The organism is Chryseobacterium lactis (genome assembly GCF_003815875.1).
Taxonomy (GTDB): Bacteria; Bacteroidota; Bacteroidia; order Flavobacteriales; family Weeksellaceae; genus Chryseobacterium; species Chryseobacterium lactis.
This window is the reverse complement of the sequence record NZ_CP033924.1, coordinates 3,610,810-3,626,680: the sequence shown is the minus strand read 5'-3', so window position 1 is coordinate 3,626,680 and position 15,871 is coordinate 3,610,810. Positions and strand designations below refer to the sequence as shown.

Sequence of the window (15,871 nt, the reverse complement as noted above, 5' to 3'; positions counted from 1 at the left end):
CCTGTACTGAAAAAATAGATATTCTTTAGTTATATTTAACATTAAAAAATAAAAATGAAAAACAAGCTGTTCAAAGCAGTTTTCCTTGGATTAGCATTATCAACATACAGCATACCTGTGCAAGCTCAATCTGTTCCCAATAATCAGAAAATGGAATGGTTTAAAGATGCCAAGCTGGGGATTTTTATCCATTGGGGAATTTACTCTGTCAATGGAATTTCCGAGTCTTGGTCATTCTTCAACAATTATATCAATCATGAAAATTATATGAAGCAGCTGAACGGTTTTTCTGCTTCCAAATATCACCCGGAGCAATGGGTAGATCTGATTAAAGAATCGGGAGCGAAATATGCCGTTATTACCACCAAACATCATGACGGTGTTGCCTTATGGGATTCAAAGGCTCAAAATGCGATCACTGTTCCCAATAATACCCTGGCAAAGAAGGATGTTTTGAGTCCTTTTGTTTCTACGCTTAAAAATTCAGGATTAAAGACCGGACTTTATTTTTCGCTTCCGGACTGGAGCCATCCTTATTACGACGTTAATACCAGAACAAAAAAAAGGTACGAAATTAAAAATGACCAAAAACGCTGGCAAAATTTTGTCAACTACTATCAGACCCAGCTCACCGAACTCTCCTCTCAATATCATCCGGATTTATTATGGTTTGACGGTGATTGGGAACACACCTCTGATGAATGGCAGGCACCAAAGACATTAAGCCTTTTAAAAAAATATAATTCTAACATTATCATCAACTCGAGGCTCAATACTCACGGTGATTACGAAACTCCTGAGCAAGGCGTTCCCGTAATTTCTCCCACTACTCCATTTTGGGAGCTGTGTTATACAATGAATGATTCGTGGGGATATCAACCTTATGACCTGAACTACAAAACGCCTAATATGATCGTCCGGACCCTGGCCGATGTGATTAGTATGGGAGGTAATTTATTATTGGATATTGACCCCACATCGGACGGAAGTATTCCGGAAAAACAGGTTGAGATCCTTAAAAACCTGGGAAGGTGGACTTCAAAGAATACAAAGGCAATCTATGAAACGGATCATGGAATTCCTTTTGAGAATTACAAAGGAAAATCGGCACTTTCTAAAGATAAAAAATCACTTTTCCTTTATCTGGAAGAAGCAAAAAGCCTGACGAAAATATATGGTCTTGAACAAAAACCCAAATCTGTAAAAATTCTGGGAGACAATCAGGCGGTCATCACCATGGACTATAATCAGGACAAAACTTTGACCTTAAATTTTTCTAATGTAAAGTTTGATAAAGATGTCACTGTTGCTGAACTGATCTTTGAAACTCCACCCACATTGGTCAAGAATCTTAAGAAAGAAGAATATTCCTTAACCGGACTATTAGAAAATAAAAGTTCCCAGCTCGCAGCTTATGACATCGCAAACGCTTTACATTATGGCAATAACATCATGACCAATTCGGGACTAACAAGTGATGGCCTTACTATGACAATTAAGAAAACGGCAAAAACCAATCCCGAAACGATCAACTGGATCAGTAAGCATGCCGAAGCTCTATTCGAAACAGAGAAAGGATTGCCCGACGGACATTATTCAGGGATGAGTGCTCTTTCAAAAGATAAACAAACTTTATATCTTTTTGTGGAAGGAACACCAACCGGTCCCGTTGCTTTAAAAGGAATTAAAAATGAGATCGCCAGAATAAGGATCGTAGGTGAAGGCACTTTACTTGATCATAAAATTTATAATAAACTGTACTGGAGTGAAAGACCCGGCATTATTTATATCGATATTCCGAAAGACAGGCTTGATAAAAACATGACCGTAATAGCAGTATTGCTTAATAAACCCATTGAACTATACAGAGAGAAAGTTGGAGCAATTGAAAACAACCTTTAGACTGATCTGATCATGCTATAAAAAACAAAATCCGGAGAACAGTCTCCGGATTTTTATTTTGTAAGATGATTTTCTTAGAAAATCTCTCTTCCTGAAAAATGGAATTGAGCTTCGATCAATGCATTCTCGTCAGAATCTGAACCGTGAACTGCATTTTCTCCGATGCTTCTTGCAAACATTTTTCTGATAGTACCTTCTGCAGCTTCTGCAGGATTAGTAGCACCGATCAATGTTCTGAAGTCTTCCACTGCGTTGTCTTTTTCTAAAACAGCAGCAACGATAGGACCAGAGCTCATAAATTCTACCAATTCTCCGTAGAAAGGTCTTTCAGCATGTACTTCATAGAATTTTTTTGCGTCAGCAACTGTAAGCTGAGTTAATTTTAAAGCTTTGATTTTAAAACCTCCTTCAGCGATCTTACCTAATATAGCACCGATATGTCCGTCAGCAACAGCATCAGGCTTAATCATAGTGAATGTAATGTTAGACATAAATGTATATTTTTTTAATGGCGCAAAATTACAAAAAATATCTTTGATTTTTATTTTAATTTTTTTTTAACATAAAAATAACTTTTATTAAGAAATCGTGAACCAAACTTTGGCACAGTAATTGTTAATTCTATTACGATTCTCATGTTTAATTTGAGTTTTCATGGTTATTAGTTTTTACCCAGCTTCGGCTGGGTTTTTTATTTGTAAAAAATCAACCAATTTGTTACGAATTTGATAAAATAAAAAAGCATCTAAAAGTATATTAACAGATTATTGCTTCTATTTCAATCAATGAAATAATGAGATTTTTTTGATATTTTTTTTCTGAATACTATTTTATATCAAAAAAGACGGATTTCCACTTAAAATCATGATGACAAAAGACAAAATATTCTACAATCCGACTCTTATATCTGAAGAAAGTAAAAATTCGTTTGTACGAGAAATGAATTGGAAATAGGTATGAAATTCAAGGGCCTTAAAAAAACACTTCTTCTTTCCTAAAATGACCTTTCGATTATAATAAGGATAGAAAAGTTCTTAACCGGCTGCAATTTTTATTAAAAATAGATCTTTTGCCATTTTGGCAGGAATTTATATGACAAACAGAAAAGCTTTTGGCCTCAAAATATATGACAAAATGTACCATTACTCTCTGTGTTGAGTAATTAAAATATTTTACCGGTGTGTATTTTGATTATTTGTGAGCAGCTTCTTCTGCCTCGTCCATTAATTTGATATAGGTAGAATATCTGGAATCTTGAATCTCTCCTGTTTCAAGAGCATCAATTACAGCACACTTAGGCTCATTAATATGAAGACAGTTATGGAACTTACATTCTTCTCTTTTTTTGAAAATCTCCGGGAAATAGTGCTGAACTTCTTCTTTTTGAATATCAATCATGGCAAATTCACGGACACCGGGAGTATCGATTACATTTCCGCCAAAGTCCCAGAAATGCATTTGCGCAAAAGTTGTGGTATGTTTTCCTTTTAAGTGAGTATCGGAAATCTCAGAGGTTTTAATATTTAATCCCGGCTGTAATGCATTAACCAAAGTAGATTTCCCACAACCTGAATGCCCGAAGAAGACCGATGTTCTATCTTTCAGCAATTCCTGTAGTTGATCTAGGTTTAATCTTGAATACGATGAAATTTCCAAGGTATCATAACCTATCTGTTGATAAAGAAACTCAACATCTTTTACAATTTCAATCTCTTCTTCATGCAGAACATCTATTTTATTGAAAAGAATCAACGGTGTAATATTATATGCTTCGCAGCATGCCAAAAACCGATCCAGAAATCCTAAAGATGTTTCCGGGTGCTTCAGGGTAAATATAAAACAGGCGAGATCAATATTGGAAGCAATAATATGCGCTTCCTTTGAAAGGTTCACTGATTTTCGGATCAGGTAGTTTCTTCGCGGATCTATTTTTGTAATCCACGCAATATCATCCTGCTCAAGCTGAAACTCGACAAAATCTCCTACAGCAAGCGGATTGGTAAGTCTTGTTTTGATCAATTTGAATTTCCCCCTGATTCTGGCTTCGAAAATTTTATTTGTTTCCAATTCCAAAACCTGGTACCAACTGCCTGTAGATTTAATGATTTTTCCTTTCATAGATAATACTGGTGCAAATATAAGCAATTAGGGCTTAGCATTCAGGAAATAGGTTCAAAAACAAATGTTTCAAGCCCTTCAAACCCTAAATGCCAAGCCCTATTACTATGATCTTCCGGCTGTAAAATTATCTTTCGATCATAATACTGTTCTGAACCTCAATAGATTCTTCGTGGATCGCCTTAAATATTTTTTCAATAAACTCCTGAGACATTCCTGTTTCTGTAGCTTTCTGACTTGCGTATTCTGTGATCACTTTCCAACGTTCAGGCTGGAAGATGGCAATATCATTCTCTTTTTTAAGCTTACCAATCTTTTCAGAAATTTTCATTCTTTGAGAAAGAAGTTCTATTAATTGGAAATCAAGGTCAGAAATTAATGTTCTGTGTCTTCCCATTTCTCCTTCGAAACCTGCAAGATTAGAGTTTCTTACTTTCAGGTTGCCAATAAGGTCTGCAAGAACTTCCGGTGTAATCTGCTGAGAAGCATCACTCCAGGCTTCATCAGGGTTGCAGTGTGATTCAATAATAGCTCCCTGGTAACCTACGTTAAGGGCTTCCTGAGTAATATCTGCAAGACCAGTTCTGTTTCCACAGATGTGAGAAGGGTCGATTAACATTGGAATATTAGGAAACTGGCTTTTGAAATCCAAAGCAATTTGCCAGTTCGGGTTATTTCTGTATTTCGTTTTCTGGTAGGTTGAGAATCCTCTGTGGATCGCTCCAAGGTTTTTAATGTCCTGTCCCAAAAGTCTTTCTAAAGCTCCGATCCATAATGCAAGATCCGGATTTACAGGGTTTTTAACGAAAACCGGCTTATCAGTACCTCTTAATGCCATTGCAATTTCCTGGACTGTAAAAGGGTTTACTGTAGAGCGAGCTCCAATCCAAAGGACATCAACATCAGCTTCTAAAGCAGCGAATACGTGGTGTGCATTGGCAACCTCTGTAGCTGTTTTAAAACCGTATTCTTCTTTTACTTTTTTCAGCCAGTTCAAACCGATTACTCCTACTCCTTCGAAACCATTCGGTTTTGTACGTGGCTTCCAGATTCCTGCACGGAATACCGATACCTGAGCATTGGATTCTTTAATTCTTTTAGCCGTTTCAAGCATCTGAGCTTCACTCTCTGCACTACACGGACCAGCGATCATTAATGGTTGTGTAAGCTCATTGATCCACTCGTTTTTTAAATCTTTTAAATTCATATTCTAAATTTTATTGTTTTTTTAATTTATTCTAAAGTTCACAGCACAGCCCTTTCATTATAAAATTTATTTTATAATTCTTTTCAAAAAATGCCGTTCAAAGTCTTTTAAAGGAATCAGGAGAATAAAAGGGCTTTACTCCTCCTGTATTTTTTGGAAAGAAATTCAGTTAACAGTACCAGTAAAATCGGTAATACGTTCTGAAATTTCTATAATAAGAAGCAGAAAAGCTAAAATAACCGCTAAAATAATTAGCGGGTGTAAAATAAGACAGATATGTAGTAAATAAATTTTCCATTTTTCTTCTGGAAATGTCTTGTTTTAGCGTTTCTGATTACGATTTGTTTTTGTCAAAAAGATTTTTTCAACAAAAATATTTGACAAATATATAAAAATTATGTCAAATCAAACTTCATTAAATCATCAAGATCTTTTAAAAGTGGATTTTTTTCAATAAATTTTTCGAATATTTTTCTTTTGGTAACGACCTCAATCTTCAGATTTTCAACATCTCTCACGTATTCTACCTCAATACTATGGTTCTGAACTTTTCTTCTGAAATGATTTAAAAATTCTCCACTTATTTTATCAAATTCCACTTTTGCAGAATCAGACGGGAATAAAACCTTGATTTTATGCTCATCCGTTTTTTCGAGTTTAAAGGTTTTCACAGCATTAAAAACGAAGTTGTCTTTTACCTGCAATTGTTTAAGCATAATCTTCCACTCCACCTGCAGATCTGTATCGGTAAAATGGTTCTGAGGCAGATTTTCAGTTTTCACAGAGACATTTTCTGCGACTTCTACTTTTTCTTCTTTATTTAAGAAAGAATTAATGCTGAATCCGGAAGAGATTCCCGGTCTGGATAATGGCTTGGTTGTTTTTGCGATGCTTGCTTCCTGCACATTCACGGAAGTTGTTGTAGGTTGCTCTGTTTTAACTTCTTTTTTCTCAGGAGCTTTTTCAGGAATTTTCACTTCCTGCTTCTCACTGAGAAACGGAGCCAGTATTAAGAATTTTTTTTTTTAGTATCGCCTGAATTAGCTGTCAGAGAAGACAGCTGCATCAATGCAATTTCAACCGTAAGTCTTGGATTCTTGGAATTCTTATAATTGATATCGGCATGGTTACAGATCTCAATGGCATCAATCAGTTGCTGAGCGACCCATTTCTGCCCTTGCTCTATAAATTTCGATTTTGTTTTCTCTCCTACTTCGATCAGATCAATGGTTGAAGTATTCTGAGCCATCATTAAATCCCTGAAGTGATTTCCTAACCCTGCAATGAAAATATGAGGATCGAAGCCTTTTCTCACAATATCATTAAAGGCGGATAGCACCTCCGGTATTTTATTATCTTTAGCAAGATCAACAATATTCAGATATTGATCATAGTCTAATATATTTAATACTTCGGCTGCTTTGGCTAATGTGATATTCTTTTGGGAAAATGTAGAAAGCCTGTCAAAAATTGAAAGTGCATCTCTCAACGCTCCGTCTGCTTTTTGAGCAATCAGGTACAAAGCATCATCTTCGTATTGAATATTTTCTTTATGAGCAATATTCTTTAAATGTCCCTGGATATCTTCAATGGTAATTCTCTTGAAGTCATAGATCTGGCAACGCGATAAAATAGTAGGAATAATTTTATGCTTTTCTGTGGTTGCCAAAATAAAGATGGCATGTGCAGGCGGCTCTTCCAGAGTTTTCAGGAAAGCATTGAAAGCGGCAGAAGACAGCATATGTACCTCATCGATAATGTATACTTTATATTGACCTACCTGAGGTGCAAAGCGTACCTGATCGATCAGTTCCCTAATATCATCTACAGAGTTATTGGATGCAGCATCCAACTCGTAGATATTATAGGCAAAACCGTCTTCTGAAACCGAGCCATCTTTTTCATTGATCTTCCTTGCCAGAATTCTGGCACAAGTAGTCTTACCTACTCCACGAGGACCGCAAAAAAGTAATGCCTGAGCCAATTGACTCTCTTCAATCGCATGTTCTAAAGTATCCGTAATATGAGATTGCCCTACAACTGTATCAAACTCTTGAGGACGATATTTTCTTGCAGATACTATAAAATTTTCCATTGGCCAAAAGTAAGAAATATAGTTTTAATTTGAAAATTAAAAGTTTTCAAATTATCAAAAAAAGTCTTATTTCTGGACAAATCGGAAAACTTCTAACGATGATTATTTCTGATAAGCAAAATCGATGATTTCTACAATTGCTTTTTCAATTTCGGATCTACCTTCCTCACTCTTCATATCTAAACCACAGAAAGTACTTCCGTTAGCCGCTGTATGAATGTTCAGATAATAAGCTCCTGAAATCATCAATGCCATTATAGCCCTGAATCTTTTAGCTTTATCTTCTCCGAAATAAGGATCTGTAATATTTTTAAACATTACGTCTCCCATTTCTTCACGCTCATCAGCCAGTCTTCTAAGGATCGGTTTAGGTTCTGAAAGTTCCCAAAGAATAATTTTCTGAAGTTCCTTATTCTTTTTTAAGCTTTCAAATTGATTGATTAAAGCAATTTTAGACAGTTCTTTTCCTCCATCTGAAAGATCGATTTCAGCACTACTGCCTGCAAGGTTATTACTCCAGTAATCCTGAGATTTGATATACTCATCAATCAACTTATCAGTACTTCCAAAGTACTCGTAGATTAATTTTTTATCAAAACCAGCTACTGCTGCAATTTTGCTTACTTTTAGGCCAGAGTAACCTTTTACTCTTAAAATCTTACCAACTGCGGCCAACAGTTTCTGTTTGGTCTTCTCCTTATCTCTGATAGGACCTTGTACAACTTTCCTAGGCATGGTTGTTATTAAATTTTTTTGCAATATGCAATTTATTATTGATATCTTCAAATGCATTTAGCGTTTTGTCTAAATGTTTTCTCTCATGAGTGGCCATTACAGCCATTCTGATTCTAGCATCTTTCCTCGCTACTGCAGGATACAGGATGGGATTGGTATATACTCCGTGCCCTATTAGAAGCTTTCCTACATCTCCGGTTATATTGGGATCTCCAATTTTTACCGGAACAATTGCAGAACAGGTATTTCCCGTGTCTAATCCTATATCGTTTAATCCTTTTTTAAAATAATTTATATTTTCCCAAAGCTTCATGCGCCACATAGGCTCTTCATCTACAAGCTCGATAGCTTTTGTAATTCCCATTACAGAAGGTGGTGCTGTGGCAGAAAATATTTGCTGACGGGACTGAAACCTTATAAATGCAGCCATCTTTTTGTCGCAAATCACATATCCTCCTATATTCCCAAATGTTTTACTAAATGTTCCTGTAATGAAGTCTACCTTATCCATCAGTCCAGCTTCTTCCAGCGCTCCCCGCCCTGTTTCTCCTAAAATACCAACACCATGAGCATCATCTACCATTAAATAGGCATTGTATTTTTTTACCAGGTTATAGATCTCTTTTAAAGGAGATACATCACCATCCTGGGAATAGATACCGTCGATAATGACTAGCTTTGTACGGAATTTACTTTCAGATGTCTTCAAAATGTGTTCCAAAGCATCAAGACTGTTATGAGGAAATGTTTTTGTATTGGTAAAAACGCATCCTTCATGTACACTTGTGTGCACTGCCATGTCTATAATAGCGATATCTTCTTTTTGCAATAAAATCTGAAGAGTTGCACTATTAGCCGTATATCCCGTAGTAAATATTACTGCTTCTTCTTGTTTCCTTCCAAAAAAAGACGAAATTTTCTTTTCCAGGTCATCATGAAAAACAAAATGTCCTCCGATTAGCGGAGACGCTCCTGCTCCTGTACCATATTTCTGGATTCCCTCAATAGCAGCCTGTTTCACTTTCGGATGTTGGGTAAATCCAAGATAATCATTGGATACAAAACTTACATAATCCTTCTGTGTATTCTCTATATCTACATTCATTACAGAGTTGCATCCTGAATTATTTTTCAATCTGTAATTCATATGCCCGTTAGACTTCATATAACCCAAAAAATCATAAAAAATTTCTGCTCTCTGGGTCATATCATATTCAGGAATATTCTCGAAATCCCTGAATGTTGCTGTTGTGAAATTGATGCTCATCCTTAATCTTGTTTGTTGTGGTTCGAAGAAACAAATATATAACTATTTAAAGGCCTTAAGCTCCCTTATCTGATTAAATGTTATTAACGGCACAGTAATTACATTGTTACCCATTAGAAACTAAACTTTTTAAATATTTCCCTTACTTTTAACTTATATTTTTCTATTGAGTTATTAGTTTTTGTTTACCTAAATTTAATAAAAAAAAGTAAACAATAAAGAAATATTTATAAATAAATAATAAAAAAAGACGGTTATTTTGCACAACCATCTCATTTATAAAAGATTATTTTTTCCATTTCCTCATTTACAGTAAATAAAAATAATCTTATTCCTATTATTTTTAATAAAATTACAGTGTAAAATAGTGAATAATCTTTGCAAAAATACCGATAAATACTGAGTTTATAAAACAATATTTCACAAAACAGTATTATTTTTTATCAGAAAGTCTGAACTCTCCCGGAGTAAAGCCTGTCATCTTCTTAAAGAATTTTGAAAAATTGGAAGGATCATAAGTAAATATGCGGGCAATTTCCGCGATTGATTTATCTGAAGTGAGAAGCATCTGTTGCGCTTCCCGGATAATTTTCTGATCATAGAAATAACATGGATGTTGTCCTGTTTCTTTTTTAACAGTATCTGTAAGGTGCTTATGGGAAACGGCAAGTTCTCCTGCAATTTCATTGACTTCCATAAATTCAGGAACTATTCCCGAAATTACATCATGAATATGTTTCTCCAAATAGGCAAAATATTGGTTGGTAATTTCCTCGCTTCTTTTCATTGTGTTTTATTCTAAATTGATTTAATCTATAAATTTAAATATAAGAATTAAAACAAGATGGTGAACTTTTCGGATTTATTCAGAAAAACACTAGTGAAAACTATCTTTAAATGCCTGGGTAGAATTTTTAACTTTTAATTTTTCAAGGATATTCTGGCGATGTCTGCTTACGGTATTGATGCTTATTGAAAGAAGATCTGCAATTTGTTTACTGGCATACCCTTCCCCCACAAACTTTAACACTTCAAGTTCCCGCGGGCTCAAAATATTTTTATAATCTAACTTATCTTTTACCACAACTTCTCCTTTAATCGTATTGATAATCAAAAAATCGGAAGCTACAGATTGCGTCAGTGAAATATTATAAAGACAAAGCGCAAATCTTAACCTGCCGTTATCCGGAGAATACATATAGAACATACGATGTTTTACCCATTTATATTCGTCATTTTTATCTTTCATCCTGATTTTAGACAAAACACTGTAATCAGGACGTTGCTCTTGCTGTATTGAATTTAATAATTTGAAAAAGCGAAGTTCATGGATGTATTTTTTCACCCTGTCATCGGGATGTATTTTCATTAACATTTCTTCCTCCCAGATGGTATCAATCTCTGCTGGATTTTCGTTAAGGCTCAACCCGAGTTCTACAGCTGCCATAGATTTGTAAATGTAACTCTTATTAGCCTGCATATCACTAAGCACAGAAACCGATCCTTCCATTTGAGAATAGGTAAGCGCTCTCTGTTTATACGTTTCAATATCGAGCGTACATTTTTTTGAGCTATTGTCCAATAATTTATGACTCAGTTCTTCCCGGATTTCCATAATGGTTATTTATCAGTATTGACGTGAAATGTCTTTAATTATACATTTGCTAAAATAATAATTTACCCTTAGAATTTATCCGAAAAAGAATGAAGAAGCTGATTTTAAGTTTTTGTGTATTATCTCTTATTCAGAAGATTTCTGCTCAGACACTGGAAAAAATGACCTGGTTTAACGAACCCCAAAAATGGGAAGTCAAAAATAACAGTTTATCTATGTTTGTTACTCCACAAAGTGATTACTGGAGAGTTTCACATTATGGATTTACAGTAGATGATGCTCCTTTTTATTACACCACTTACGGTGGTGAGTTTGAAGCAAAGGTGAAAATAACAGGCAGTTATAAAGCCCGATTTGATCAGATGGGCCTGATGCTCCGGACTGACAAAGACCACTATATCAAAGCGGGTGTTGAATTTGTAGACGGAAAATACAACCTCAGCACCGTGGTAACCCACCAGAAAAGTGATTGGAGCGTCATTACATTAGACAAGACACCTTCTTCAATTTGGATAAAAGCAGTCAGAAGACTGGATGCGGTTGAAATATTTTATTCTTTTGATGATAAAAATTATATCATGATGAGAAATGCTCCGTTCCAGGACAATACTCCTGTAATGGTTGGATTAATGGCTGCATGCCCTGATGGAGAAGGATTTAATGCTGTTTTTGAAAATTTTAAAGTCAAGCATCTTCCTGATCAACGAAGGCTGAATTGGCTTGAAAACAACAAATGATTGAATTACTTCAATATACAGTCAATTTTATTCGCCTCCCACTTTGGGAGGTTTTTTTACAATAAAAAAGAGCTATGATAAAGCTCTTTTGTATTTTAGTTATTATCCGAAAAATTGTTTGTATTTGGAATCTTAACAGAGATTGGGATCAGCTGCGGTTAAAAGTTTTATACAAATCTATACCTGCAACGTTTCCATCTTTAAAATGTAAGGCTAAAATAATCCTTCTTCCTATCCAGGTCCTCCCTAATTGGTAAGTCCAGGTATCATCGGTAAAAAAATTGAAGCCGTCACCCAATTCTTTTTTAATCTCATGACGAGTCTTCCCCATCAGATGATTGAAGTTTTCCTTTTTCATAACTCTTGTGTTTTATTTTAATCAACAAAATTGAGGCCATTAGTGTGGTATCAATTTCGGTTTAATCATCATGACAAGCAGATTTTTATTCAAAAAGAAAAAAAACACTTACAATAATAACCAAGTTTTTAGTGGTAAGATAGTAAAGGTTATAAAAGCAAAAAAAAGACCTCGTTGAAGAGATCTTTGTTTCCGAGGCAAAATCTTTTGTGTTTTCAGAATCCTAATTTTAGCTAAAAGGCCTCTTCATCGCGGTTGGGAATTATTTTGCAAAAGTAGGAATATGCTTTAATCCGATCAATATTTCACTGTAGAATTAACCTCATATTTTTGTACAACTTTTACTACAAACAAGGTGCAAAATCATAATAAGTGTGAAAAACCTAATAAATCAATAGCTCGTGAAAATCAAACACTTCCGACGCCCTACACATCCGACAGGTGCGTAAAAGCTCTTTCCAGCAACGTTTCCTGATCTTTTGCAACTTAGAAACAATATGATGCCATCATCATTATAAAGCCTTTTTATTGAAGAATAATTTTTCACATATAAATGAAATATTTTAACAAAAAAGCAGCTATATCTGATTCAGAATCAATAAATACAGATAATATTCACATGAAAAGAAATTAAAAAATACTGGTTTATGTGCAGAATTTCATTATTTTTACAGCATCAAACAAATCTGTTTAACGCTAAAACACAATGACCAAAAAGCTTAATGATAAAAATTTATTTTCAATCGTTCCTACCCTTTAAAAAAACTTCGGCTTGTACACAAACTATTATTAACCGTTTTTTGCAATAGTGCAAAGAACACAGATCAGTTTTGCACATATGAGAGTTTGGGCATTTTTTTTTGCTTTCTTGTATTTAAACATTTACGGGCAACGTCATACTTCTACCTGGTATAATATTGACAACGGATTACCGCAAAGCAGCGCTAAAGCCATTGTTAAGGACAAGTATGGATTTATCTGGATTTCTACAGAAAACGGACTTGTACGGTACGATGGTGTTTCGTTTGTGACCTTCAATGATTTTAAGGTTAATAATCTACGTTTTGGAGAATTCAATGGGAATCCTCTTGTGGATAGCATTACTGTGTTGAATAATTTTCAGGAAAATAAAATTATTATTAAAAACAGATTTCCAAGGTTGACGAAGCTTCAGAGCAGTGATAAAATAACTTTTTCAAAAGGAAATGATGTCGTATACAGAATTGCCAACAATATAATCTCGTCCAATTTTTATGATGACATCCATTATTTTATCCAACTCGAAAACTCTACCTATCGTTTTACAGAGAAGAATGCAATTATTTACAGGGATGAAAAAGGAAACGACACAAAAATCAGCATTCCTTTCTCTAACAGAGATCTGAATAATATTTTTATTTGTAATGATATTCTGTTTGTAAATAATCTCAGGACCAGAAAAACGTATTCTATCGACAAAGGAAAGTTAACCGTTTTTGAAAAACCAACTTTATTCAACGATCCCGAAACAAGAATATACTGGCAGCAGATTACCGATCAAACCTTTATTATCAATCGTAATAATATTTATCTTGTTGAAGGTAAGGGCAATGAACTTTCCCTAAAATTCCTTGTAAAATACAATGAAATAGGCAGCCATTCTTATTGCTCGATGTATTACGGCAAGAGTTTTAATAAACTGTATTTAGGTACACTCAACAATGGGCTTAATGTACTTCGGCTCTCTAACTTTTACGTCGCAAAAAAGGAAACTGATTTTTCAAATAATGTGTATTACAACTCCCTTCCATCGGGTAAAAACACAATCATTGCAGAAGATGGATCAGAGTTTGGAAAAGACGGTATTATCAATCAGTATGCTTTCGGAAATAATGATAATTATCCCATGATGTATGACAATTCCGGGAATATTTTAATTCGAAAAAGAAATAGCATTGTCAGATTTTATAAAGATTCCAATTACAGAAAAAAAGATTCTACTTTTATAAAAAAAGGATTCGATGCTTTCATAAAAAGTGGAACCCTTTACGGATCAACATTTTCAGGCCCTTCCGGTACACAGCTCAATATTTTCAAGAAAGATTTGTTTTCAAAACCGGATTTTGTTTATCCTTTTAAAAGTTTTGTTACAACTTTTTTCCAATATGGTAAAGATGAAATTTTAATGGGCGCCAGTGATGGACTTTATTCAATTGTTTTGGGAAAGAAGGCGATTACTCCTATTTTTAAAAATATTCATGTTAAGACTATTCTCAAAACGAAAGATGATTTAATCTGGATTACGACCAACAACAGTGGCTTTTACCTTTTCAAAAACCAGAAGCTTATTAAAATGCCGACTGACAGGAACAATTATCTTCAATCGGCTCATTATATCCTTGAAGATCAACAGGAATCTTACTGGATATCTTCAAACAACGGTTTATTTAAAGTACCAAAAAAGCAACTTTTGCAATATGCGGAAAATAAGAAAAGTCCTGTTTTTTATTACCGTTTCACAAAACGGGATGGATTTCTGACCAATGAATTCAATGGGAGTTCCCAGCCTAATGCTTTTGCCCTGGAGAATGGTGAATTTGTATTCCCGTCAATGGATGGATTTGTATTTTTTAATCCCAAGGATATTAAAACTTATTACCCCGATAAAAATAAGATTTATATTGAAAGAGTAAAAATTGGAAATTCTGATACTCAATATTTTCATGGCACTCTTGATTTAAAGAATGATTATAAAGCGGCAGATATTTATATTGACCTTCCTTACTTTTCTAATCTGGAAAATCTTTACATAGCTACCAGAATTTCGGGCCATGAGAGTTCTGACTGGGAACAGATTCCTGCAGGAAAAGAATTGAAGTATACGATCAGTAATCTTTCGCCCGGAGAGTATATTCTCAGTGTAAGGATGCTGATATCTCCGGATGGAAAATTTCAAGAAAAATCTGTACGATTCAAAATCGAACCGTTTTTTTATCAAACCTTATTATTCAGGGTAATTGTTTCCATTATTATTCTGATTGTCATTATCTTAATCGTTCAGCTGACAACCAATTTTTTACGGATAAAAAATAAAGCATTAAAACAGATTGTTCACAATAAAAATTCGGAACTCAAGGAAACCTCTTTGAATCTTGAAGTGGTAAAAAGTGATTTGCAAAAAGAAACAGAGTACCAGAAAAAGTTGGTAGAAACGATCAGCCATGATATTACTACTCCTATCCGATTTATTGCGATGCTTTCTCAAAAGCTTTATGAATCGGATGATCTGGAACTTCAGAAAAAATATTTTGACAGTATTTATAAGTCTTCTGAACAATTGTATCAGTTTACCCTTAATTTAAAGGAATATACAGAGCTTTACAAGGCTAAAAACATTGTTGAGGAAAAAGAATATGTCCTTAACGGGATTCTGGAAATTAAGAAAAAATTATTCTGTGAAATCGCAAAGGAAAAAGGTACTCTTATTACCAATGCAGCTGCAGAAGAAGTTCGTTCAAAAGTAAATGAAAGTATTGTTACAGCGATTATTCATAATGTGCTTGATAATGCGGTAAAAAATACTTTTGACGGAGAAATCATCCTCAATATCAAAGAAAATAAATATACGACCATACTTACAATAGCCGACACAGGAGCCGGAATGTCTGATGAGCAGATTACCATTTACATGAATTTATTCAAAAACCCCAGGCTGGAGACCCCAAGCTTTAAAGGAAGAGGATTGGGATTGCATATGGTTATTCACTTAATTAAAAAAATTAAAGCAGAAATACATTTTAAACAAAATTATCCTACAGGAACTATTGTGGAGATAACGCTCAATAAAAACTAACTTCT

At 34.5% G+C, this 15,871-nt stretch carries 13 protein-coding genes; 3 read left to right on the top strand and 10 right to left on the bottom strand.

Features of this window, described 5'->3' with window-relative positions; all coding sequences use genetic code 11:
• Window positions 1–54 precede the first annotated feature (54 nt).
• Window positions 55–1,902, top strand: coding sequence for an alpha-L-fucosidase (locus EG342_RS16030; protein ID WP_103293745.1), 1,848 nt, complete (start codon window positions 55–57; stop codon window positions 1,900–1,902).
• A gap of 74 nt (window positions 1,903–1,976) precedes the next feature.
• Here EG342_RS16030 and EG342_RS16025 read toward each other — a convergent pair whose 3' ends face one another.
• The 9 genes from EG342_RS16025 to EG342_RS15985 all read right to left on the bottom strand — a co-directional run bounded on the left by EG342_RS16025 (window position 1,977) and on the right by EG342_RS15985 (window position 10,939).
• A complete protein-coding gene (locus tag EG342_RS16025) occupies window positions 1,977–2,393 on the bottom strand; it encodes a nucleoside-diphosphate kinase (RefSeq protein WP_034687444.1) in 417 nt (138 codons plus the stop codon).
• 700 nt (window positions 2,394–3,093) lie between these two features.
• Window positions 3,094–4,020, bottom strand: a complete 927-nt coding sequence (gene rsgA / locus EG342_RS16020; protein ID WP_103293746.1) for a ribosome small subunit-dependent GTPase A — start codon at window positions 4,018–4,020, stop codon at window positions 3,094–3,096.
• A gap of 127 nt (window positions 4,021–4,147) precedes the next feature.
• The gene (locus EG342_RS16015; protein ID WP_103293747.1) at window positions 4,148–5,227 is read right to left on the bottom strand and encodes a chorismate mutase; all 1,080 of its coding nucleotides are present in this window, start codon (window positions 5,225–5,227) and stop codon (window positions 4,148–4,150) included.
• 395 nt (window positions 5,228–5,622) lie between these two features.
• Window positions 5,623–6,204 carry a hypothetical protein gene (locus EG342_RS25515; protein WP_246008639.1) on the bottom strand — a complete coding sequence of 194 codons (582 nt, stop codon included), beginning with the start codon at window positions 6,202–6,204 and terminating at the stop codon, window positions 5,623–5,625.
• A 32-nt stretch (window positions 6,205–6,236) separates the two neighbouring features.
• Entirely contained in the window at window positions 6,237–7,322 is a 1,086-nt protein-coding gene (gene dnaX, locus EG342_RS16005; RefSeq protein ID WP_103293748.1) for a DNA polymerase III subunit gamma/tau, read from the bottom strand.
• A gap of 102 nt (window positions 7,323–7,424) precedes the next feature.
• Window positions 7,425–8,057 (bottom strand): TetR/AcrR family transcriptional regulator, encoded by a 633-nt coding sequence (locus tag EG342_RS16000; RefSeq protein ID WP_103293749.1) that lies wholly within the window; start codon window positions 8,055–8,057, stop codon window positions 7,425–7,427.
• On the bottom strand, window positions 8,050–9,324 hold the full coding sequence (locus EG342_RS15995) for an aminotransferase class I/II-fold pyridoxal phosphate-dependent enzyme (RefSeq protein WP_103293750.1): 1,275 nt from the start codon (window positions 9,322–9,324) through the stop codon (window positions 8,050–8,052). Before EG342_RS15995 ends, EG342_RS16000 begins: the two co-directional genes overlap by 8 nt.
• Before the next feature lie 433 nt (window positions 9,325–9,757).
• A complete protein-coding gene (locus EG342_RS15990; protein WP_103294145.1) occupies window positions 9,758–10,111 on the bottom strand; it encodes a helix-turn-helix domain-containing protein in 354 nt (117 codons plus the stop codon).
• A gap of 90 nt (window positions 10,112–10,201) precedes the next feature.
• Entirely contained in the window at window positions 10,202–10,939 is a 738-nt protein-coding gene (locus EG342_RS15985; RefSeq protein ID WP_103294146.1) for a response regulator transcription factor, read from the bottom strand.
• A gap of 89 nt (window positions 10,940–11,028) precedes the next feature.
• On the opposite strand from EG342_RS15985, the gene EG342_RS15980 reads away from it, so the two are divergent.
• The gene (locus tag EG342_RS15980) at window positions 11,029–11,676 is read left to right on the top strand and encodes a DUF1349 domain-containing protein (protein ID WP_103294147.1); all 648 of its coding nucleotides are present in this window, start codon (window positions 11,029–11,031) and stop codon (window positions 11,674–11,676) included.
• Window positions 11,677–11,824: 148 nt separating this feature from the next.
• On the opposite strand, the gene EG342_RS15975 is transcribed toward EG342_RS15980, so the two are convergent.
• Window positions 11,825–12,034, bottom strand: a complete 210-nt coding sequence (locus tag EG342_RS15975) for a hypothetical protein (RefSeq protein WP_103294148.1) — start codon at window positions 12,032–12,034, stop codon at window positions 11,825–11,827.
• 808 nt (window positions 12,035–12,842) lie between these two features.
• Here EG342_RS15975 and EG342_RS15970 point away from each other — a divergent pair.
• Complete coding sequence (locus EG342_RS15970; RefSeq protein WP_123868115.1) at window positions 12,843–15,866, top strand: sensor histidine kinase; 3,024 nt, start codon at window positions 12,843–12,845, stop codon at window positions 15,864–15,866.
• Window positions 15,867–15,871 lie beyond the last annotated feature (5 nt).